This window comes from Aromatoleum evansii, assembly GCF_012910805.1.
GTDB classification, from domain to species: domain Bacteria; phylum Pseudomonadota; class Gammaproteobacteria; order Burkholderiales; family Rhodocyclaceae; genus Aromatoleum; species Aromatoleum evansii.
Genome location: NZ_WTVK01000056.1, coordinates 15,030 through 35,550 on the forward strand (window position 1 = coordinate 15,030; position 20,521 = coordinate 35,550).

Consider the following 20,521-nt stretch of genomic DNA (forward strand, 5'->3'; position numbering starts at 1 on the left):
TGCGCCGCCGCGCTTGCTCATCCGTGGAGCAGGAAGCGAAATTCCTGCGGGATGAACGACTTGCGCGCGTCATCCAGTCGCGGCCCACAGGCTTATCCACAGCCGCTGGGGAAAACTCGCCTCATTTCCACATCGCGCGCATCCGCTCGGAGAGGTCGAACGCGATGCGGCGCGATTCCGCGGTCGGACGCGGGGCAAGCGCCGGGGGCGGCCAGGAGGCCTGCTCGAAGCGTTCGAGTATCCGGTTCGGGATGAAACGCGTGCGGCTCGCGTACACGTGGCGGTCGCCGCGTCCCGGCTGCTGCGACACGTGGAAGCGCTGCGGCACGATCAGGTCGAGCACGTCCTTGGCCCGCGTCATCGCGACGTAGAGCAGCCGGCGCTCCTCTTCGATCTCGTTGCTGCTGCCGGTCGCGAGGTCGGAGGGCAGGCAGCCGTCGACCGCGTTCAGCAGTGTCACGGCCGACCATTCCTGCCCCTTCGCGGAGTGGATCGTGGATAGGATCAGGTAGTCCTCGTCGAGCAGGGGGATGCCGGCCTCGTCGCTCGTCGCGCTGGGCGGGTCGAGCGTGAGCTCGGTGAGGAAGCGCTCGAGGTTCGGGTAGGTGGCGGCGATCCGCGCGAGCTGTTCGATGTCGCCCGCGCGGATGGCGGCATCGTCGTACAGGCGCGCCATTTCTCCCACGTACCATTGGCAGATCGGCTCCAGGCTCGCCGGCCATGTCGCGGCTGCGACCGATTCCAGCAGCCCCGCAAACGCGGTCCAGGTGTCGCGTGCCGCCTCGGGGACGGGCTGCTCGGCGAGGAGCAGGCAGCCGGGTGCCGCGTTGGCGATGTTGTCGAGGACGCGTCCCGCCGTCTTAGGGCCGATGCCGGCGTGAAGCTGAATGGCGCGGAAGCCCGACACGCGGTCGCGCGGATTGATGGCCCAGCGCAGCACGGCGAGCACGTCCTTGACGTGTGCCGCCTCGAGGAACTTGAGTCCGCCGAACTTCACGAACGGGATGTTGCGCCGTGTGAGCTCGACCTCGACGCGCGCGCTGTGATGGGATGCGCGGAACAGCACGGCCTGCGACTTGAGCCGCGCGCCCTCCTCGCGGCGCGCAAGCACGTTCTCCACGACGCACGCCGCCTGGTCGGCATCGTCGCGTACCGAGATCAGGCGCGGTTTCCGGCCCCCCCCGCGCTCGCTCCACAAGTCCTTGGTGAAGCGCTCGCTCGCGAGCGCGATGACTGCGTTCGCAGCTTCGAGGATGGGTTCGGTCGAGCGGTAGTTGCGGTCCAGCGTGACGTGGTGCGCCGGCGGATCGAAATGGGCGGGGAAATCGAGGATGTTGCGTACCGTCGCGCCGCGGAAGGCGTAGATGGCCTGCGCGTCGTCGCCGACGACGGTGAGGCCGCGTCCGTCGGGTTTCATCGCGAGCAGGATGGCCGCCTGCAGACGGTTCGTATCCTGGTATTCGTCCACGAGCACGTGGGAGAAGCGCTCACCGATCTCCGCGGCGAGATCGCCGTCGGTGATCATCTGTGCCCAATAGAGCAGGAGGTCGTCGTAGTCGAGGACCTGCTGCGCCTGCTTGGCCTCGACGTAAGCCAGAAAGAGGCGCTTGAGGTCGGCTTCCCATTCGCTGCACCAGGGGAAGGACCGCTGCAGCACCTCGCCGAGGGGCGCCTGGGTGTTGATCGCGGCGGAGTAGATCGCGAGGCAGGTTCCCTTCATCGGAAAGCGCTTCGCCTTGGCGGACAAACCCTGTTCGTGGCGAACCAGGTTCATCAGGTCGGCCGAGTCCTCGCGGTCGTGGATCGTGAATCCGGGTTCGAGCCCGATGCGGCCGGCGAACTCGCGCAACAGGCGCGCACCGATGGCGTGGAAGGTGCCCGACCATTCGAGGGACGCCGCGGCGAGCCGCGGGCGGGATTTCGCCAGCTGCGCGACGATGCGGGTGACGCGGCGGTTCATCTCGTCGGCGGCGCGGCGCGAGAAGGTCAGCAGCAGGATGCGGCCGGGATCGGCGCCGCAGGCCAGCAGGTGCGCGACGCGGTGGGCGAGGGTGCTGGTCTTGCCCGAACCGGCGCCGGCGATCACGAGGAGCGGACGATCACGGTCGGCGGACTCCGGCTGCGTGCCGAACAGCACAGCCGCCTTCTGGGCTTCGTTGAGGTGCCCCAGGCAGGCGAGCGGGTCCTCGATCGACGTTGCGTTCTCCATCTTCAGCGGCATTCGGGCAGGACGCCGACGGCGGACCCGGGCGATGGCGTGGCGACGCCCGCGTGTTCACCGGCGTCGGGTTCGGAGCGCTGCAGCCACGGGGGAATGCGCGGAGCGTCGCGCAGCGCGAAGAACACCGCTTCGTCGCAAGCCGGACAGATGCGGTACTCGGCGAGATCGCTGTATGCGCGCTCCATCGCGTGCGGATTCACGGGAGCGTGGCAGTGGGGGCAAATGAATCGGGCTGACATGGCATGATCCTCTTATGACTGAAACTATATACAGTATTCAGGCCGATGCAAGCCCCGTCTTGATGGTCGCGCCGGCGCGGGGAAAGCCCCGGCATGTGAGTGCGCAGCGGAGGGTAGGCGTGTAAGATTCCCGGTTTTCGGGCATCCATCCAGTCATCATTTTCCGTGCTGCCATCTTGCCCACGAGCCTAGCCAATCGCGTCGCTCCCGCCTTCTATCGCTGGCTTTCATGGCTCGCGGCAGCCGCGGTGCTGCTTGTCGGCACAGCCGTCGGGCTGGTGCTCGGCTCGCTCGATGCCGCGCGGGCGCTGAGCGAGGCGCGCAGTCGCACGATCGCGGAACTCGCCACTGTTCAGGCGCAACTCGACGGGGTGCTCAAGCAGGCGATCATCGGCGGCGACGGAATTGTCCACCTGATCCAGCATATGGGCGACCTGCCGCCACATTTGTTCGATGCGATGGCAAAGCAGACCATCGCCGACCAGCGCCTGATCCGCAACATCGCCTATGCCCCCGACAACGTCATCGCACGTCTGTACCCGTTAGAGGGGAACGAGAAGGCGCTGGGCATCGACTACCGCAACATTCCCGAGCAGTGGGTGACGGTGGAGCAGTCGATGCAGTCGGGGTTGCCGGTGCTGTCCGGTCCGGTGCAACTGGTGCAAGGCGGGCGGGCGGTGATCATCCGCTCCCCGGTGGTAGTGCGCGAGGACGGGATCAGCGCTCGCAGCGGCTACTGGGGCACCGTGTCCATCGTCGGCAACATCGAGAACATCCTGGCCGACGGCGGGGTCACCGGCTCGCAGGTGCTGCGCATCGCCATTCGCGGCAAGGACGGGCGCGGCGAGGAAGGCGAAGTGGTCGGTGGCGACCCGGCCGTGTTCGCGGACGATCCAGTCAAGACGCGCCTGGGTGTCCCCGGCGGCTCCTGGGTTCTGGCGGCGACGCCGCAGGAGGGCTGGCCGAGGCGGGCGGCGTTCCAGTCCCAGTACTTCGTCATCGCCATCCTGAATTCGCTTCTGCTCGCATGGCTGGCGAATCTCCTCGTCGCACGCATCACTGAACGCAAGCGCTCGCAGGATGCGCTGCAACTCGCTTCGACGATCGTCGAATCCACGGCCGACGGCGTCGTCGTCACCGATCCGCGCGGACTCATCATCGCCACCAACCCGGCCTTCACCGAAATCACCGGCTATACGGCCGAGGAGGTCAGGGGGCGCACGCCGAGCATCCTCAAGTCCGACCGCCAGGCAGAGGACTTCTACGGCCAGCTGTGGGCCTCCATCCTGACGGCGGGCGAGTGGCAGGGCGAGATCTGGAACCGGCGCAAGTCCGGCGAGGTGTATCCGGAGTGGCTCACGATCAGCGCGGTGCGTGGCGCGGGCGGGGAGATCCGCAACTTCGTCGGCGTGTTCTCCGACATCTCGGCGATCAAGCGCACGCAGGCCGACCTCGAGCGGCTGGCGCATTTCGATCCGCTGACCTCATTGCCGAACCGGGTGCTGTTCCATGACCGCATGCAGCATGCTCTCGATCGCGCGCAGCGCTATCGCCATCGCGTTGGCGTGCTGCTGCTCGATCTGGATGGTTTCAAGACGATCAACGACAGCCTCGGTCATCCGGTCGGCGACCAGCTGCTGCAACTCGTCGCGGAGCGCCTCGGCACCTGCGTGCGGGTCGAGGATACGGTCGCGCGGCTTGGCGGCGACGAGTTCGCGGTGATCCTGTCGGAGCTGGGGGATGGTGCCGATGCCGTCGAGGTGATCCGGCGCATCCTCGCGGCGATCCAGGTGCCATTCGAGATGGCCGGCGGTACCGGGATGGTGACCACCAGCATCGGCATTGCCGTGTTCCCCGACGACGGGCCGAACGTAACCGAGCTGATCCGCAATGCGGATGCCGCGATGTACGAGGCGAAGGGGGCGGGGCGCAACACGTACCGCTTCTATCAGCGCAGCATGACCGCCGAGGCGCAGAAGCGCCTGCACACCGAGAGCGCGCTGCGCCGTGCGATCGACCGCAACGAGTTCGAGGTGTGGTTCCAGCCGCAGTTCAGCCTGGAGGATGGTGCGTACCTTGGCGCGGAGGCACTCGTGCGCTGGCGCGACCCGGAACGCGGGCTCATTCCCCCGGGCGACTTCATTCCGCTTGCCGAACGCAGCGGTCTCATCATCCCGCTCGGCGAACAGGTCCTGGATCAGGTAGGTGCCGCAGCGCGCGGCTGGCTCGACGAGGGGCTGGAGATCGGGCGGCTCGCGGTCAATGTGGCCGGGCCGCAGATCGACCGCAGCGACATCGTCGCAACGCTGCGCGCGGTGATGGGGCGCTGGCGCCTGCCGCCGTCGGTGTTGGAGATCGAGATCACCGAAACCGTGATCATGGAGAACCCCGATCACGGCCGACGCGTGCTCAACGACATCATGGCGCTGGGCATCACCACGGCGATCGACGATTTCGGAACGGGCTACTCTTCGCTGGCCTACCTGAAAAAGCTGCCGATCGGCACGATCAAGCTCGACCGCGCCTTCGTGAACGACCTGCCGGACGATCCCTCCGACATCGCGATCAGCCGCGCGGTCATCGCTCTGGGCCACAGCCTGGGATTCAAGGTCATCGCCGAAGGTATCGAGACGGAAGCGCAGCGCCGCTTCCTGCGCGAGGAAGGATGCGACGAGGGGCAGGGCTTCCTGTTCGCACGGCCGATGCCCGCGGCGGAGTTCGGCAAGTGGCTGCGGGCGGTGTCGACGCTCACGTCTTGACCGGCTGCTCCTGCAGCATCAGCTTCACCGCGAGGATGCCCGGCTCCTCCGACGCCTTGATGGTGAAGCCGAACACCTTCAGCAGCTTCAGCATCGGCTCGTTTTCCGCCATGACTTCGCCGGCCAGCACCCGCAGGCCGCGTTCGCGGGCGTAGCGGATCACCTTCTTCATCAGGGTCAAGCCGACTCCGTAGCCTTTCATGTCGGAACGCACGAGGATGGAGAACTCCGCCGTGTGATTGTCGGGGTCGGCCACGGCGCGAACCACGCCCAGCGTCTCCGGGCGGCCGGAGTCGTCGCGCCCGCTGGCGATGAAGGCCATTTCGCGGTCGTAGTCGATCTGGGTGAGACGCGCCATCTCCGTGCGCGGCAGCGTCCCGATGTAGTGGAAGAAACGGAACAGGATGTCTTCCGGCGTCACGCGCGACAGGAATTCGTAGTGCGTGGGTTCGTCTTCGGGACGAATCGGGCGCAGGACGACCTTGCGGCCGTCGCGCAGCGTCGCCGCTTCGGCGAGGTCTTCGGGATAGGGGCGGATCGACAGTCGTTGGGGGTTCGGCGGTGTCGTCGACAACTGGATGTGTGCATCGACGGCCAGAACCCCCTGGTCGTCCACGAACAAGGGGTTGATGTCGAGTTCCTCGATCTCGGGGATGTCGACGATGAGCTGCGAGATCCGGGTCAGCAGCTGCGCCACGCCGTCGCGATCGGCTGCCGGATGGTTGTGGTAGGCATGGAGCAGCCCCGCCGCGCGGCTGCGGTTGATGAGGTCGTGGGCGAGCGGCAGGTTGAGCGGCGGCAGACCGATGGCGAGGTTGCGGTACACCTCCAGCCCCCGCCCGCCTTCGCCGAACACGATCATCGGCCCGAACAGCGGGTCCGTGACGACGCCGACGATCAGTTGCCGGGTGTGGGGGCGCGTTTCCATCGGCTGCACGGCGAAGCCGCTGATCCGCACGTCCGGCCGCGCGGCGGCGACGCGTGCGAGCATGGCCTGGGCTGCCGATTCCGCGGCCTCCGGGGTCTCGAGGTCCAGCGCGACGCCGCCCACTTCCCACTTGCGGCGGATGTCGCGCGACATGACGGTGACCGCAACGGGCATGCCGAGCTCGGTGGCGATGGCGGAGACGTCCTGCGGCGTCGCGGCCAGGTGCGTCTGCACGACGGGGATCTCGTACGCCGCAAGGATGTGCTTGGCCTCGGGCTCGGTCAGGCGCGTGCGGCCTTCGGCGATGGCCTTGCGCACGACGGTGCGCGCGCCATCGACGTCGGGGCGGAAGTTCTCCGAGGTGGAGGGGGGCGCCTGCATCAGCACTTCGCGCGTGTGCCGGTGATTGACCATGTGCACGAAGGCGCGTGTGGCGTTTTCCGGCGTGTCGAAGGTGGCGATGCCGGAATCCGCGAACAGTTTGCGCTCGGCGGCGGCGGTTTCGTCGCCGATCCAGCAGGTGAGGAGGTTGCCGCCGACGCTGCGGATGGTCTTGATCACCGATTCGGCGACCTCCATGCTGGGGGTGAGTGCGTTTGGCGTGTGGATCACCAGGATCGCGTCGCCATCCTGCTCCTCGCACAATATCTTCAGCACATCCTCGTAGCGCTTGGGCGGCGCATCGACGCGGATGGCGATGGGGTTGCGGCCGTTCCAGTCGGGCGGCAGCAGGCGGCGCAGGCGCGTGAGGGTGTTGGGGTAGAGGTCAGGCAGCGCGTAGCCGCCGAGATGCAGGCTGTCCTCGGCCATGATGCCGGCGCCGCCGCCGTTGCTGATCACGACGAGGCGGTCGCCGTGGATCGGGCGCGAGCGCACGACGGTCTCCACCGCACCGAAGAGTTCGTTCAGATGGTCGACGCGCAGGATGCCGGCGCGGCGCAGCACGGCGTCCGCCACGTCGTCGCTGCCGATCAGACCGGGGCTGTCGAGGAACAGGGGGTCGCCGATACCCGGCAAGGCGCGCTGCGCACGTCCGGCCTTGATCGCCACCACCGGCTTGTTGCGGGCCGCCGCGCGTGCGGCCGCCATGAAGCTGCGGCGTTCGCGGATCGACTCGATGTACATGAGGATCGCGCGCGTGCCCGGATCGCTGCCGAGGAAGTCGAGCACCTCGCCGAAACCGATATCCAGCGCATCGCCGAGCGAGACGAAATGCGAGAAGCCGATCTTCCGCGGCATGGCCCAGTCGAGCACCATCGTTCCGACGGCGTCGGACTGCGAGACGAAGCCGATGTTTCCCGACAGTCCGCCGACCTGGGAAAAGGTCGCGTTCAGGCCTGCCTGGGGCACCATGACGCCGAGGGTGCTGCCGCCGAGGATGCGGATGCCGTGACGGCGGGCGATCTCGAGGATGGTCACGTCGAGCGGCCGCCCGTCCGTGCCCAAGGTGGTGCCGAGCTGGCTCGCCATGACCATGGCCGCTCGCGTGCCGCGTTCGCCGAGCTGTTCGAGGATGCCCGGGATGGCCGACGGCGGGGTGCAGATGATCGCGAGGTCGGGCGTGCGCGGCAGGGCGGCGACGTTGGGATAGGTGAGTACTCCGGCCACGGCGTCGCGCTTGGGGTTGACCGGCATGATCGCACCGCCGAATCCGCCCGCCAGGAGGTTGCGCATGACCACGCTGCCGATGCGCCGGGGGCGGGCGCTGGCGCCGATCACGGCGATCGACTGGGGGTTGAAGAGGCTCTGCAGGTATCTGAAGCTCATGTTCGGAACGGGCGGTCGGGTTTGTCGATGGCGGTCAGCGCACGCGTTGCCACAGCATGGCGTGCGTGACGATGTACTGATACTTGCGTGCGTGCTCGCGGATCACGAGGGGTATTTCGGCTTCGCGGCGCAACTCGAAGCCGTCGGCGCCGAGGAGCGCCTTGAGGGTGTCGGCGCTGCGCACGGCACGTTCGCCGTCCATGTAGCCGCCGAGCCAAGCGCCGCGGGGTGTGAATTGTTCCAGCCAGGTGTAGGGCGACAGGATGGCGACGACGCCGCCCGCGCGCACCAGCCCGCGCGGCCCGCCGAGGCGCCCGAGCAGCGACCTGGGGCTCGGCAGGCGGCACAGCAGGTTGGCGAGCAGCACCGCATCGTAGTCCGTGAGTTCGGCGGGCAGCGAGCAGGCGTCGGCCTGGCGGAACGCGACACGGCTGCGGTCGATGGCCGGATCGACGCGCGCCAGCAGCGGGTGGGCGAGTTCGCCTTCGTCGCGGCAGGCGTATTCGAGGACGCCTCGATCGCGCAAGGTGGCGGCCGCATCGATGAAGGAGCGGCTCAGGTCTATGCCGAGGACTTCGCCGAACATGTGTGCGAGTTCGAAGCTCGCGCCGCCGACGGCGCAACCGACGTCGAGTGCCCGGCCGCCAACGATCCCGAGTTCGCGTGCGCCTTCCATCAGCCAGCGCGCTGCACGCAGCGGGAACTGGCAGGCATCGCGGGGCCCGGACGCGTGCGGCATCTGCTCCTGCGGGCTGCCATAGTGCAGCAGCAGGTACTCGTTGGTGATCCCGGCGCTTTCGTAGGCCTTGCCCGGCGCGCCTTCCGCATCGAGACGCACGGCACCGCCGTCGTGGGCGGCCTGCACGACGCGAAAGCCCGCGTGCTGGAAGAAGTGCGGGCGGAAATGGAAGCGCGACCACACGCTGGCCTCGTCGCCGGTCGAGATCCACGAACCGCCGAGGATCATCTGGTGCTCGCCGTCGTAGCAGGGGCTGCTGAAGTCGTCGTAGTACGGGTGGACCTGGGCCCCGGGCAGCGGATTGAACTGGTCGCCCAGCCACTGCCACACGTTGCCGAAGACGTCGCGGAAGCCTTTTGCCGTGAGCGCGCCGGCGGTGACGGGGGAGGAGGAGCCGCAGCCGAGGTTGAGGTTGAGGCCGCGTTCGTGCAGCAGGGCCGCACCGTCCGCGGCCATGACCGGATCGTCGGTGACGGCGGCGACGGGGTCGCGCAGGGCATTGTGCTCTGCTTCGCTCGGCAGGCGGCAGGGCTGGCCCAGGCGCGCGCTCAGCCACGCACAATACGCGCTGGCCTCGTGCCAATTGACTTCGGCGGGCCAGTTCCAGCGCATGTCGATTTCCTCGAACAGCGTGCGCAGGCGGAAGCGGTGGGATCCTGCGGGGCCGTCGGGCACCCAGAACGTGGGCCACTTGATGTTGCGGTAGGTGCGCCAGGACCAGCCGGTTTCCGACCACCACTGGCGGTCGCGGTATCCGCCGTCGGCGACGAACTGCCAGAACTCTCCGTTGCTCACGAGGCTGCGGCCCGCGCGGAAGGGCTGCACATCGACTCCGCGGCTGCCGTATTCGTTGTCCCAGCCGTAGGAGGGCCATTCGGCGGGTTTGCCGAGCTGCAGGCGGGTCGCAGCGACGGGGAGGAGTTCCATTTCCGGATAGTCGCGTCCGGGAATCGGCGGGAATGCCGCGGGGCTCGCTGCGGAGGAATGTGGCGGCATCCATCCCGCTGGCCGCCGGACGAGCCGCAGCGGCAGCTCGTGGATCAGCACGGACGAGGTCTCGAGATGGATGCGCTCGTGCTCGAACCCCATGAACAGCGCCCACAGGGGATCGTTCTGCGTGATCGGCGGATGGCCTTCGGCGAGTCCGGGGTGCTCGTCGATGACACGGCGCACCAGCGCGTACACTGCCTTGCGGTAGGCGTGGGCCTCATCGAACGCGGGCCAGCGCATCGCGTTCTTCGACATGTCGTCCCAGCGCATCTCATCGACGCCGGTTTCGAAGATGCGTTCGAAATACGGGTTGAGCGGCGCAGGGATCAGCCCCGCCACGCGCAGCTTGTTCACGTAGAGCGCAGGGGGGTGGCAGTAATAGAACACCATCGGATGTCGCAGATGATGGTACGGCGGGCGATAGAAGGCTTCCTCGCCGATCAGTCCGGAGAACAGCAGCTCGGTGAGCGTCCAGCCGTTGTCGAAGTAGGCACGGACCTGCTCGCGGGTGCAGGTGGCCAGATTCGGTAGCGGCAGCGAGGTGAGCACGCCATCGGTCGTCCTGCCCGGGCAGCGCTCGGGCGGCAAGCCGGTCCACCAGTCCGGGCTTCGGACGGGGCCAAGGCGTTCGTCGAAGCGTCCTTCAATATTCTGTCGCCAGCTTTCGTCGGTCAGGTCGTCGGTCATCTCGGATCGCCCTCGCTGGTGGTCCCCGCCCGAAAAGACGGGCCGCTACGCATTCGCCATCGGTGGAGGCCCCGCGGAGCCTCATCCGGCGAGGATACCCCTGGAGCAGGCTGCACGCCAACGGCTGCCTCGTGCTGCGGGCGTGACGAGGCGCACGCAGCGGGCGTGATCTAAAGTTAAGTCACCGAACGGCGTGTCCAATCATGGTCGACGGTCGGCGCTTCGAGGAGACAGCGATGGAACAGCGGAAACTTGCACTGATCGTCGGCGCGGGGCCGGGGCTCGGACGCTCGCTCGCGCGCCGTTTCGGCGCGGCGGAAATGAATGTGGCGCTTGCTGGCCGCAACCTCGATCGGCTGGAGAACCTCAGCGTCGAATGCGCGGGGATCGGCCGCGGCGCGCATGCCTACCGCTGCGATGCGGCGCGCGAGGAAGACGTACAGGCGCTGTTCCGCGCCGTGCGCGCCGACTACGGGTGCCCCGATGTCGTTGTCTACAACGCGGGGGCTTTCGTCGCGCGCGGCATCGTCGAGACCAGCGCCGAAGAGTTCGAACGCTGCTGGCGCGTCGGCTGCCTGGGCGGCTTCCTCGTCGGTCGCGAGGCGGCCCGGGCGCTGCTCGAACGCATCGAACAGGGCGGTCCCGGCGGGACCATCCTGTTCACCGGGGCCACGGCGAGCCTGCGCGGGAGCGCGGGTTTCCACAACCTTGCGGTCGGCAAGTTCGGCCTGCGCGCACTTGCGCAGAGCATGGCGCGCGAACTTCAGCCCAAGGGTATCCACGTGGCGCACGTGGTGATCGACGGCCGGATCCGGCCGACGGCCGTCGTCGAGCATACCGACACCCACGACGACGACGCGCTGCTTGCCCCCGACGCGATCGCCGAGGCGTATTTCCAGCTGTATCGGCAGCCGCGTAGCGGGTGGACGCAGGAACTGGACCTGCGCCCATGGGTGGAGCGGTTCTGAGGGTCAGGCGACGGTTTCGCTGTCGAGCGTCGGGTAGTCCGTATAGCCTTCGGCTCCGCCGCCGTAGAAGCGGTCCGTGCGCGGCGGGGTGAGCGGGGCGTTCTCGCGCAGGCGGCGGACAAGGTCGGGGTTGCTGATGAAGGCCTTGCCGAATGCGACGAGATCCGCCTTGCCCTCGGCCACCGCCTGCATGGCCAATTCGCGCGTGTAGCCGTTGTTGACCATCCACGCGCCGGCAAAGCGGCTGCGCAGCGCGTTGAAGTCGAACGGACGGGCGAGGTCCGCGGGTTCGCGCTTGCCACCGGTTTCGCCCTCGATGACGTGGATGTAGGCGAGCCCCAGCGGCGCGAGCCGTTCGACGACATGGTTGTAGAGCGCTTGGGGATCGCTGTCGCGCGGGGTGCCATTGCCGCTGGTCAGGGGGCTGAGACGGATGCCCGTGCGGCCGGCACCGATCTCGCCGCACACGGCGTCCATAACCTCCAGCAGGAGGCGCGCGCGGTTCTCGATGCTGCCGCCGTAAGGGCCGTTGCGATCGTTCACGCTGTCGCGCAGGAACTGTTCGAGCAGGTAGTTGTTGGCCGCATGGACTTCGACACCGTCGAATCCGGCCTCCATCGCGAGACGGGCTGCGCGCCGGTAGTCGGCGACGATGCCCGGAAGTTCGTCGTCCCGCAGGGCACGCGGCGTGGAGACGGGAACGAAGCCGTCGCGGGTGAAAGTCTTGGCCCCGCTTGCGGGGCGGTCGGTGCTCGATACCGGCGCAGCGCCCTCGGGCAGCAGCGAGGTGTGCGAGATGCGACCGACGTGCCACAGTTGGATCACGATGCGTCCGCCGGCGGCATGCACGGCATCGGTGACCTTGCGCCATCCTGCGACCTGTTCGGCGCTGTGGATGCCCGGGGTGTCGAGATAGCCGTGAGCCATCGGATTGATCGGACTGGCCTCGGTGACGATGAGGCCGGCGCTGGCCCGCTGGCGGTAGTACTCGACGGTGAGCGGGCCGGGCACGTTGCCGGGGAGGGCGCGGTTGCGCGTCAGCGGCGCCATCACGATGCGGTTGGACAGGTCGATGTCGCCGATGCGAACGGCGTCGAACAGGCTTTTCATGCGGGGGCTCCTGGGCGTGGGTCGCCGCTCGATCCGACTGGCATCAGCGGCGCGATGACCGATTCCATGACTTTAGCAATGCCTGAACAAGTTGAAAATCCGACGATTGCGTGACAATCAGTTTTCCGATCGGAAACGATGGCGCGCAGCAGGGGATTCCCCCGCGCGGGGGCGTCTCCGGAAGGCGGACGGACTACTGCGCCAGCGCGCCATCACCGCGCCTTGCAACTTGTCCGGCGGTGTGTGAAGATTCGCCCCTTGTCATCTTCTGGCGGCGTTGTAACTGCATGTTTTGTAATGAAAAACATGCAAGATTGCGAGGTTTCCGGAATGCCCGGAATCTCGTCCTTTCCCGTGCGGGGAGATCTTCTTCGCCGCTTGCGATCCTCTCCCGTCCTGCGCCCGGGGCGAGCGCCGATTCGCACGGGGCTTCCGACTGCCGTCGTTCATTCCGGGAATCCATTGCCCCTGTGCAGGAAAGCTTGATGTGCTGATGAGTCTGGTTCGCGGTTTGTCCCTGGCATACATGCCGATGTCGTCCGTCCGGGAATGCGCGCCGCAGTGGTGGGATGAGGTGCTCGGTGTCGCGATCCTTGGCGAGGGGGATGCGGGCTGCGTGCCGTCCGGAGTTCCGCTCGCCCGGGTCGCGACCCCCGTGCTGGCCGGACCGCGCTCCGTGTGCGAGGTGTGGCGTGCCGGCAGGCCGACAAGGGCAGGCGTGCACGGACGGGTGCGTTATCGCTGCACGGAGAGCATGCTGTTCGGGGCCATCGCGCTGGACGAGGGCGAGATGCCTGTGGACGCGGACGGCGTTTCTGCACTGCAGCGGGCCACCCGCGCAGCGTACCGGGAGGTGTTCGATCTGCTCGACGAGGCGGGTTATCCCGCGCTCTTCCGTGCCTGGAACTACTTTCCGGCGATCAATGCCGTGATCGACGGCAGCGAACGCTACTGGCAGTTCAACGCCGGCCGCCAGGACGCCTTCGGGGCCGGCGGCCGCAGCACGATAGGCAGCGTGCCCGCTGCGTGTGCGCTCGGTTCGGCGTCGGGGCCATTCACGCTGTACTTCATCGCGCTGCGAGATGCGCCGCAGGCGATCGAGAATCCGCGCCAGGTGTGCGCGTATCATTACCCCCGGCAGTACGGTCCGCGCAGCCCGACCTTCGCGCGCGCGAGCCTCGCGCCGTCGCTGACATCGCCGACGCTGTTCGTATCGGGCACGGCAAGCATCGTCGGGCACGAAACCCTGCATCGGGGCGACGTCGTCGCGCAGACGGCCGAGTCCTTCCGCAACATCGAGGCGGTCCTCGGCGAGGCGCGGCGGGCAGCTCCGGCAGGCATCGCGCTCGCTCCGGGGGATCTCGCGTACAAGGTCTATGTGCGCCACGCGGGCGACCTCGACGCCGTGCGGAGATGTGTTCGCGAGCATCTCGGCGATGCGGTGCCGGTGGTGTACGTGCAGGCGGACGTGTGTCGCGAGGACCTGCTGGTGGAAGTCGAGGCCTCGGGCGGACATGCGATGGAGGATTGGCGATGAGGGCAGGAGCGGGGAGCCGGTGGCTGCAGCGCGGACTGCTCGCCGCGCTGCTGGCGCCCGCGTTCGCTCCGGTCGCCGCGGCGGCGGAAAAGCCCCTCTGGGAACTCGGTGCGGGACTCACCGTGCTGCAGTTTCCCGCCTACCGCGGTTCGGACGAGGATCGGTTGTTCGTGCTGCCCGTGCCCTACGTGGTTTATCGTGGCGAATTCCTGAAGGCCGACCGGCAGGGGATCCGCGGCACCTTCTTCGACAGCGACCGCGTCGAGCTGAGCCTCAGCTTGGGGGCTTCCCCACCGGTCAGCAGCGATCGCGTGAAGGCGCGCGAAGGCATGCCCGACCTGAAGCCGACCGTCGAGATCGGACCCTCGCTCGATGTGCGGCTGTGGCGTTCGGCCGACGAGCGCCTGCGCCTGCGCACGCGCCTGCCCTTGCGTGCGGGCTTCACGGCGGAAGGCGGCCCCGAATCGACGGGCTGGCAGTTCACTCCGCAGCTCAACCTGGACTGGCGTGATCCGGCCGGACTGGGCGGCTGGACGCTCGGCGTGATCGCCGGCCCGGTCTATGGAGACCGGCGGCAGCACCGCTATTTCTACACGGTCGAGGCGAGCGAGGCGACGCCGCAGCGTCCGGCCTACGACGCCCGTGGCGGCTACGGCGGCACGCAGGTGCTGGCGGCGTTGTGGAAGCGCTATCCGGGGTTGTGGGTCGGGGGTTTCGTGCGCTACGACAGCCTCGCCGGCGCGGTGTTCGAGGACAGCCCGCTGGTGAAGCGCAAGGACTATTTCGCCGCCGGTTTCGCGCTGACCTGGGTGCTGGGCGAATCCTCGCGTCGAGTCGAAGCGGATGAGTAGCGGCGGCCGGACGCGGCAGGGGGCGCTGCGGCGCGTGCGCGAGTATGTGCTGCTGTACCTCGGCCTCGGTTACCTGGGAGTGATCTGCCTGCTGTGGACGCCGTTCGCTATGGTGTTCTACCCGCTGCTGCCGGCGCGCGCCGGCCGGCGCCTGGGGCGCTTCGTCATCAACCGTGGGTTCAACAGCTACATCCGCTTCCTGACCCTCATCGGCGCATGCCGATTCGACCTTGCGGCGCTCGACAAGCTGCGCGGGCAGGGGCCGCTGATCCTTGCGCCGAATCACCCGAGCCTCCTGGATGCGGTAATGGTGATCTCGCGCCTGCCCGACGTCGCCTGCATCATGAAGGCCGGGCTCATGGACAACATCTTCTTGGGCGCCGGCGCACGCCTCGCCCGTTACATCCGCAACGATTCGCCGCTGCGCATGGTGGGCTGCGCGACGAACGACCTGTCGGCGGGCAGCTTCCTGCTGGTATTCCCCGAGGGCACGCGCACGACGCGCATGCCCGTCAATCCGCTGATGAGCAGCGTAGGGCTGATCTCACGGCGCTCGGGGGTGCCGGTGCAGACGATCTTCATCGAAACCGATTCGCCCTATCTGTGCAAGGGCTGGCCCCTTTTCCGCAAGCCGGAGATGCCCGTCGGCTACCGCGTGCGGCTCGGGCGCCGCTTCGATCCGCCTTCCAGCGTGCAGCCTTTCATGGCCGAACTCGAGCGCTATTTCGTTGCCGAACTCGAGGATGCCGTTCTGCCGCGACCGCCGGAGAGGGACGGTGGCACAATGTCGTCGTCCACGATCTGAACCCTGTTTCGCACGCTGCCATGACGCCCCATCAGGTCACACTGCCGAAATCCGCGCCGCTGCCCAGTCCGGTCGAGGCGCCCACCGCCACGCATCTGGTGCTGATCCCGAGCTACAACCCGGGGCCGAAGGTGTTCGAGACGGTGCGCGCCGCTCGGCACCAGTGGATGCCCGTATGGGTCGTCGTCGATGGCAGCACGGACGGCACCACCGACGGCTTGCGCCGCATGACCGAGGAGGATCCGGGCCTGCGCGTGATCGTCCTGCCGAAGAACTCGGGCAAGGGAGCCGCAGTGCTGCATGGCATCGAGCTGGCTGCGAAGCAGGGCTTCACGCACGTACTGACGATGGATTCGGACGGCCAGCATCCCGCGGAGCTGATCCCCGACTTCATGGCGGCGTCGGCGGCACGACCGGACACGATGGTTCTCGGCCTGCCCGTCTTCGACGCCAGCGCCCCGGCGCTGCGCGTGCGCGGTCGCAAGCTGTCGAACTGGTGGGCGAACCTCGAGACGCTGTGGATGGGGATCGGTGATTCGCTGTTCGGCTTTCGCGTGTATCCGATCGCCCCGCTGGCCAAGGTCATGCACGGCCAGCGCTGGATGCGCCGCTTCGATTTCGACCCCGAGGCCGTGGTGCGCATGGCGTGGCTGGGGGTGCGGCCGGTGAATCTGCCGGCGCCGGTCAAGTACTTCCGCCCCGACGAAGGAGGCGTGTCCCATTTCAACTACGCGCGCGACAACCTGCTGCTGACATGGATGCACACGCGCCTGTTCTGTGGCTTCCTAGTACGCCTGCCCGTCCTGCTCGCGCGACGCTTCAGATCATCCCGCCGTTGATCGAGATCACCTGGCCGGTGATGTAGGCGGCCTGGGTCGAGGCAAGGAAGCCGACCAGGTCGGCGACCTCTTCCGGCTTGCCGGCGCGCTTCATCGGCACGATGCGCGCGATCGCATCCGCGTCGAAGGCGTCTTCGCTCATCGCCGTGTCAATGATGCCGGGCGCGACGACGTTCACCGTGACCCCCCGGCTCGCGAGTTCCTGTGCGAGCGATTTGCTGGCCGAATGCAGGGCGCCCTTGGCGGCCGCGTAGTTGGCCTGGCCGCGATTGCCGGTGATCGCCGCCACCGAAGAGATCGTGATGATGCGCCCCCAGCGCGTGCGGAGCATCGGCATCGTGAGCGGCTGGGTGACGTTGAAGAAGCCGTTCAGCGACACGTCGATGACGCGCTGCCACTGGTCGGCGCGCATGCCGGGGAAGACGGCGTCGTCGTGGATGCCGGCGTTATTGACGAGGATCTGCAGCGGGCCGTCAGCACCGATCGCGTCGAGTGCGGCCGCCGTGGCGGCGGCGTCGGTGACGTCGAACGCGACGGCCTCGGCGCTGCCACCCGCGCTGCGGATTTCGTCGGCGAGGGCCTCGGCCTTGTCGGCATTGCGGTTCGCATGGATGAAGACGTGGTGGCCGTCGCCGGCGAGACGGCGGCAGATCGCCGCGCCGATGCCGCCGCTTCCGCCGGTGACGAGTGCGCGTTTCAAGATGGGCTCCCGCTGGGGCCGGCGCCCAGGGCGCCCGCGTCGAGGATCACCGCGGCACGGCCGGAAACGAGCACGTGGCCGTCCGCAGCGACGGTGAAGGAGTAGAGGATCTGGTTGTCGTTGCCGGTGATGCGCTCGGCACCGATGTAGAGGTCTGATGTCACCGTATCCAGCCGTTCGACCGCGATCTCCACCCCGCGCACGCTCGCGAGGTAACCCGCGCGCGGGGCATCCCCGGCGTTGGCGACCAGGGCGCCATGCACCGCCATCGCCTGCGCGGCATACTCGATGGCGCTCGTCGCAGGCAGGCCGTCAGCATCGCGCAGCGGGTTGTCGGCGTCGCGGTGACTGGTCGCCCGGCAACGGATCGCGTCGGCATCCCATGCTTCGACGCTGGCGAGCAGACACATCCTGCCGTGGTGCGGAATGCGTGCGGCGATGCCGTCGTGGTCGAGGGTGGTTGGCAGGGTCATGCCGTGTAGTCCACCGCGAGGCGGGCGTGGGCGAGGTAGTCGAGCACGACACGGCCGCTGCGGCTTGCCGCGATCGCCTCGAGCAGCGGAAGGCTGCGTGCGGCGGGAATCGAGCACCGCAAGGCGTCGAGGGCCGGGTCGGCGAGCGTGTCGGGCGGGGCGTCGGTGAGCTTGGCGGCGAGGCGTCCGCAGCTGTTCGCTTCCCGCTCGGGGGTCAGCAGCAGGGCGACGCCGAAGGCATCCGGGATGGGGCGGGCCGCCCGCAGCGGCTCCGGGTAGTCTGCGTCGTAGGCGAGCAGCAGGCAGGGCTGGCCGTCGAACCGGACCTGGGCGAGCGCTTCAAGGAGGCCCGCGCCGAAGCTGCCGTCATAGGCGCACAGTACGGCCGAGGGGGCGGTCGCGCCGGTGGCGATGCCCCAGTAGCCGGCGGCGGCGTTATGCACGGAATTGTGAAAACGCGTCGGCGAGATCTGGCGGTCGTCGGATGCGAGGGTTTCGCAGATCTGGTGGCAATTGACCCCGTCGCCCCCGGAGGACGAGAACACCGTTGCAAGCCCGGACGGATCCATACCGGCCGCTGTCGTCGCCTGCAGGCCGATACCGAGCGCGAGCTTCACGACCCGCACGGCACGCCGGCGTTCGGCCGGCGGCAGTTGCTCGGGGGCGTTGAGTACGGTCTTTTCGGGGCTCCACGCGGCGTCGCCCGCGAGGATCGCGGCGCAGGCCGGCCAGTCGGCCATGCCCGGCCCGATCAGGCCGATGCTGCGGATCCAGGCCGCGGGCGGATTCGTCATGGTGGGCCTCATGCCGGGCTGCCGAGGATGAGGCTGCAGTTCGTGCCGCCGAATCCGAAGGAATTGCTGAGAACGCGGCGTACCGGTTGCCGACGCGTCGCGAGTACGTAATCGAGCCCCTCTTCGGGATCGGTGGTGCCGGCGCCCGCCGGAACGAAGCCGTCGCGGATCGCGAGCGCGGCTATCACCGCCTCGATGCCGCCGGCGGCGCCGAGGGTGTGGCCGGTTGCGCCCTTGGTCGAACTGCAGGGCGTCGCGTCGCCGAAAAGCCCCTTCACCGCCTTGCCTTCGGCGGCGTCGTTGCTCGGCGTGGCCGTGCCGTGGAGGTTGATGTAGTCGATGTCGCGCGCAGCGAGGCCGGCACGCGCCAGCGCCGCATCCATCGCCTGGCGCGCACCGCGGCCCTCGGGGTGCGGCGAGGACATGTGGTAGGCGTCGCTGGACTCTCCGTAGCCGAGCAGCAGGATCGCATCGCGCGGCATGGAGGCCGGCACGGGCTCGACCAGCGCGAAGGCGGCCCCTTCGCCGATCGAAATACCGTCGCGGGCGCGATCGAAGGGCCGGCAGGCCCGCGACGAAGTGAGCTCCAGCGAATTGAAGCCGTACAAGGTCGTGAGGCACAGCGAGTCGACGCCTCCGACGAGGGCCGCGTCGATCAGCCCGCTCGCGATCATGCGCGCCGCGGAGGCGAACACCTTGGCGCTGGACGAGCAGGCGGACGAGACGACCACCGCGGGTCCCTTCAGTCCGAACCAGTGCTGCACGAAGTCGGCGAGCGAGAAGGTATTGTGCGTGCCGGCGTAGTTGAAAGTGGCCGGGAGGGCGCCGGTGTCCGGGGCTCGGTGGCGGTAGGCGAGTTCGGTTTCCAGGATGCCCGAGGTGCTCGTACCGAGGAACACGCCGATGCGATCCGCGCCGTGGCGGGACATCGCCTCGCGGACCGCATCGGCGAAGCCGTCCTGCACCAGGCCGAGCTGCGCGAGCCGGTTGTTGCGGCAGTCGAAGCGCGCCAGCGAGGCGGGGAGCACTTGGTCGTCGGTGCCTTCGACCTCGCCGATCCATGTGGGCAGGGATACGGTCTCGAAGTCGCAGGGCTTGAGCCCGGAGCGGCCGGCGAGCATCGCTTCGCGCAGCGGCTCCAGTCCGCGTCCGAGGCAGGACGAGGCGGTGTAGGCGGAAATCAGCAACGGATGCACGGTGCCTCGGCGGCTCGAAAAGAAAGCATTTTATCAAAAGGTCGGAGTGGCTCGCGGACGGCTCGTTGCGGCTCGGCAGCAGGCGGAGGAGCGCGGTCGTTTCGGGAGCCCCCGGGGCTCAGGGAATGGCTGAAGCGAGCGTGACCGGCTCGAGGCCCTCGCGCGCAAATCGCACGAGCAGGCGCGGCAGCACCTCGAGAATCACCGGCGCACCCGTGCTCGTCCGGGCGGCATTGCCGTCGTGCAACAGCAGGATGTCGCCCGCGCTGAGGTTCTCCGACAGGCGCCGGCGGACGATCGCGGCGTCGCCCGTACGGGTGTCGTAGGCGCGTCGCGTCCATGATGCGAGTTGCAGGTCCAGGCGGGCGAGGACCGGTTCCAGGAACGGGTTGCGCAGGCCCGCCGGGGCGCGGAAGAAGCGCGGCTGCCGGCCGCAGACGTCGGCGATGGTGTCCTGCGCGGCGCCGATTTCGCGCGCCAGCCAGCGCGGGCCGCGCAGCGAGAAGGTCTTGAGGTGGTGTTCGCTGTGGTTCTCGACGGCGTGGCCGCGCGCGACGATCTCGCGCGCAAGTGCCGGATGCTCGCGCACGAGCCGGCCGATGACGAAGAAGCTCGCGCGGGCGCCATGGGCGTCGAGGAGATCGAGCACGTACGGCGTGACCTCCGGGTCGGGGCCGTCGTCGATCGTGAGCGCAATCTCCCTCCGCGCGACCGCGGCGGCTGGCAGTCGCGTCCAGTTCGTCCCCAGCAGGGTGCAGCGCGGAAACAGCCCGGCCGCGGTGAGCAGGCCGTGGTTGGCCGCGACGGCTGCGGCGGCCCACGGCCAGGCGTCGGGTCGCAGGGCGATGCCCGCGGCCGCTGCGGCGTGCAGTGCGGCCGAAAAGCGGATCAGGGTGCCGGGGCGCCAGGGACTGTCTC

The 20,521-nt window shown here is 68.4% G+C and carries 16 protein-coding genes; 6 read left to right on the forward strand and 10 right to left on the reverse strand.

All coding sequences use genetic code 11. The features are described 5' to 3' along the window. Window positions 1-121 precede the first annotated feature (121 nt). Complete coding sequence (locus tag GO615_RS22105) at window positions 122-2,221, reverse strand: ATP-dependent helicase (protein ID WP_169132043.1); 2,100 nt, start codon at window positions 2,219-2,221, stop codon at window positions 122-124. Continuing rightward, window positions 2,212-2,460, reverse strand: a complete 249-nt coding sequence (locus GO615_RS22110; RefSeq protein WP_169132044.1) for a hypothetical protein — start codon at window positions 2,458-2,460, stop codon at window positions 2,212-2,214. The genes GO615_RS22105 and GO615_RS22110 overlap by 10 nt, the downstream gene beginning before the upstream one ends. 176 nt (window positions 2,461-2,636) lie before the next feature. Between GO615_RS22110 and GO615_RS22115 the strand changes: the two genes are divergently transcribed. Further along, a complete protein-coding gene (locus GO615_RS22115) occupies window positions 2,637-5,219 on the forward strand; it encodes a bifunctional diguanylate cyclase/phosphodiesterase (protein WP_169132045.1) in 2,583 nt (860 codons plus the stop codon). Here GO615_RS22115 and GO615_RS22120 read toward each other — a convergent pair. Continuing rightward, complete coding sequence (locus GO615_RS22120; RefSeq protein WP_169132046.1) at window positions 5,209-7,914, reverse strand: bifunctional acetate--CoA ligase family protein/GNAT family N-acetyltransferase; 2,706 nt, start codon at window positions 7,912-7,914, stop codon at window positions 5,209-5,211. The genes GO615_RS22115 and GO615_RS22120 overlap by 11 nt on opposite strands. Window positions 7,915-7,948: 34 nt before the next feature. Then, window positions 7,949-10,330: a 5-histidylcysteine sulfoxide synthase gene (gene ovoA / locus GO615_RS22125; protein ID WP_169132047.1), complete on the reverse strand. Its 2,382-nt coding sequence runs from the start codon at window positions 10,328-10,330 to the stop codon at window positions 7,949-7,951. Between the two features lie 236 nt (window positions 10,331-10,566). On the opposite strand from ovoA, the gene GO615_RS22130 reads away from it, so the two are divergent. Continuing rightward, on the forward strand, window positions 10,567-11,298 hold the full coding sequence (locus GO615_RS22130) for an SDR family NAD(P)-dependent oxidoreductase (protein WP_169132048.1): 732 nt from the start codon (window positions 10,567-10,569) through the stop codon (window positions 11,296-11,298). A gap of 3 nt (window positions 11,299-11,301) precedes the next feature. Here the strand turns inward: GO615_RS22130 and GO615_RS22135 are convergent, their stop codons facing one another. Then, window positions 11,302-12,408 (reverse strand): alkene reductase, encoded by a 1,107-nt coding sequence (locus GO615_RS22135; protein ID WP_169132049.1) that lies wholly within the window; start codon window positions 12,406-12,408, stop codon window positions 11,302-11,304. A 493-nt stretch (window positions 12,409-12,901) separates the two neighbouring features. Between GO615_RS22135 and GO615_RS22140 the strand changes: the two genes are divergently transcribed. From GO615_RS22140 to GO615_RS22155, 4 genes are read left to right on the forward strand one after another with little or no spacing between them, the layout of a single operon-like run. Further along, window positions 12,902-13,945: a chorismate transformation FkbO/Hyg5 family protein gene (locus GO615_RS22140; RefSeq protein ID WP_246262411.1), complete on the forward strand. Its 1,044-nt coding sequence runs from the start codon at window positions 12,902-12,904 to the stop codon at window positions 13,943-13,945. Then, window positions 13,942-14,796, forward strand: coding sequence for a MipA/OmpV family protein (locus GO615_RS22145; protein WP_169132050.1), 855 nt, complete (start codon window positions 13,942-13,944; stop codon window positions 14,794-14,796). The genes GO615_RS22140 and GO615_RS22145 overlap by 4 nt, the downstream gene beginning before the upstream one ends. Further along, a complete protein-coding gene (locus GO615_RS22150) occupies window positions 14,789-15,601 on the forward strand; it encodes a lysophospholipid acyltransferase family protein (RefSeq protein WP_169132051.1) in 813 nt (270 codons plus the stop codon). Before GO615_RS22145 ends, GO615_RS22150 begins: the two co-directional genes overlap by 8 nt. A 20-nt stretch (window positions 15,602-15,621) precedes the next feature. Then, on the forward strand, window positions 15,622-16,440 hold the full coding sequence (locus tag GO615_RS22155) for a glycosyltransferase family 2 protein (RefSeq protein WP_169132052.1): 819 nt from the start codon (window positions 15,622-15,624) through the stop codon (window positions 16,438-16,440). Here GO615_RS22155 and fabG read toward each other — a convergent pair. The 5 genes from fabG to GO615_RS22180 form a co-directional block, all read right to left on the reverse strand. Then, window positions 16,421-17,140, reverse strand: coding sequence for a 3-oxoacyl-ACP reductase FabG (fabG, locus tag GO615_RS22160; RefSeq protein WP_169132053.1), 720 nt, complete (start codon window positions 17,138-17,140; stop codon window positions 16,421-16,423). The two genes, GO615_RS22155 and fabG, sit on opposite strands and share 20 nt — an antisense overlap. After that, window positions 17,137-17,613 (reverse strand): hotdog family protein, encoded by a 477-nt coding sequence (locus GO615_RS22165; RefSeq protein WP_169132054.1) that lies wholly within the window; start codon window positions 17,611-17,613, stop codon window positions 17,137-17,139. The genes fabG and GO615_RS22165 overlap by 4 nt, the downstream gene beginning before the upstream one ends. Then, window positions 17,610-18,407: a beta-ketoacyl synthase chain length factor gene (locus tag GO615_RS22170; protein WP_169132055.1), complete on the reverse strand. Its 798-nt coding sequence runs from the start codon at window positions 18,405-18,407 to the stop codon at window positions 17,610-17,612. Before GO615_RS22170 ends, GO615_RS22165 begins: the two co-directional genes overlap by 4 nt. Before the next feature lie 8 nt (window positions 18,408-18,415). Continuing rightward, window positions 18,416-19,603, reverse strand: coding sequence for a beta-ketoacyl-ACP synthase (locus tag GO615_RS22175; RefSeq protein ID WP_169132056.1), 1,188 nt, complete (start codon window positions 19,601-19,603; stop codon window positions 18,416-18,418). A 118-nt stretch (window positions 19,604-19,721) separates the two neighbouring features. Next, window positions 19,722-20,521 (reverse strand): polysaccharide deacetylase family protein (locus GO615_RS22180; RefSeq protein WP_169132057.1); only part of this gene is annotated, 800 nt, incomplete at its 5' end.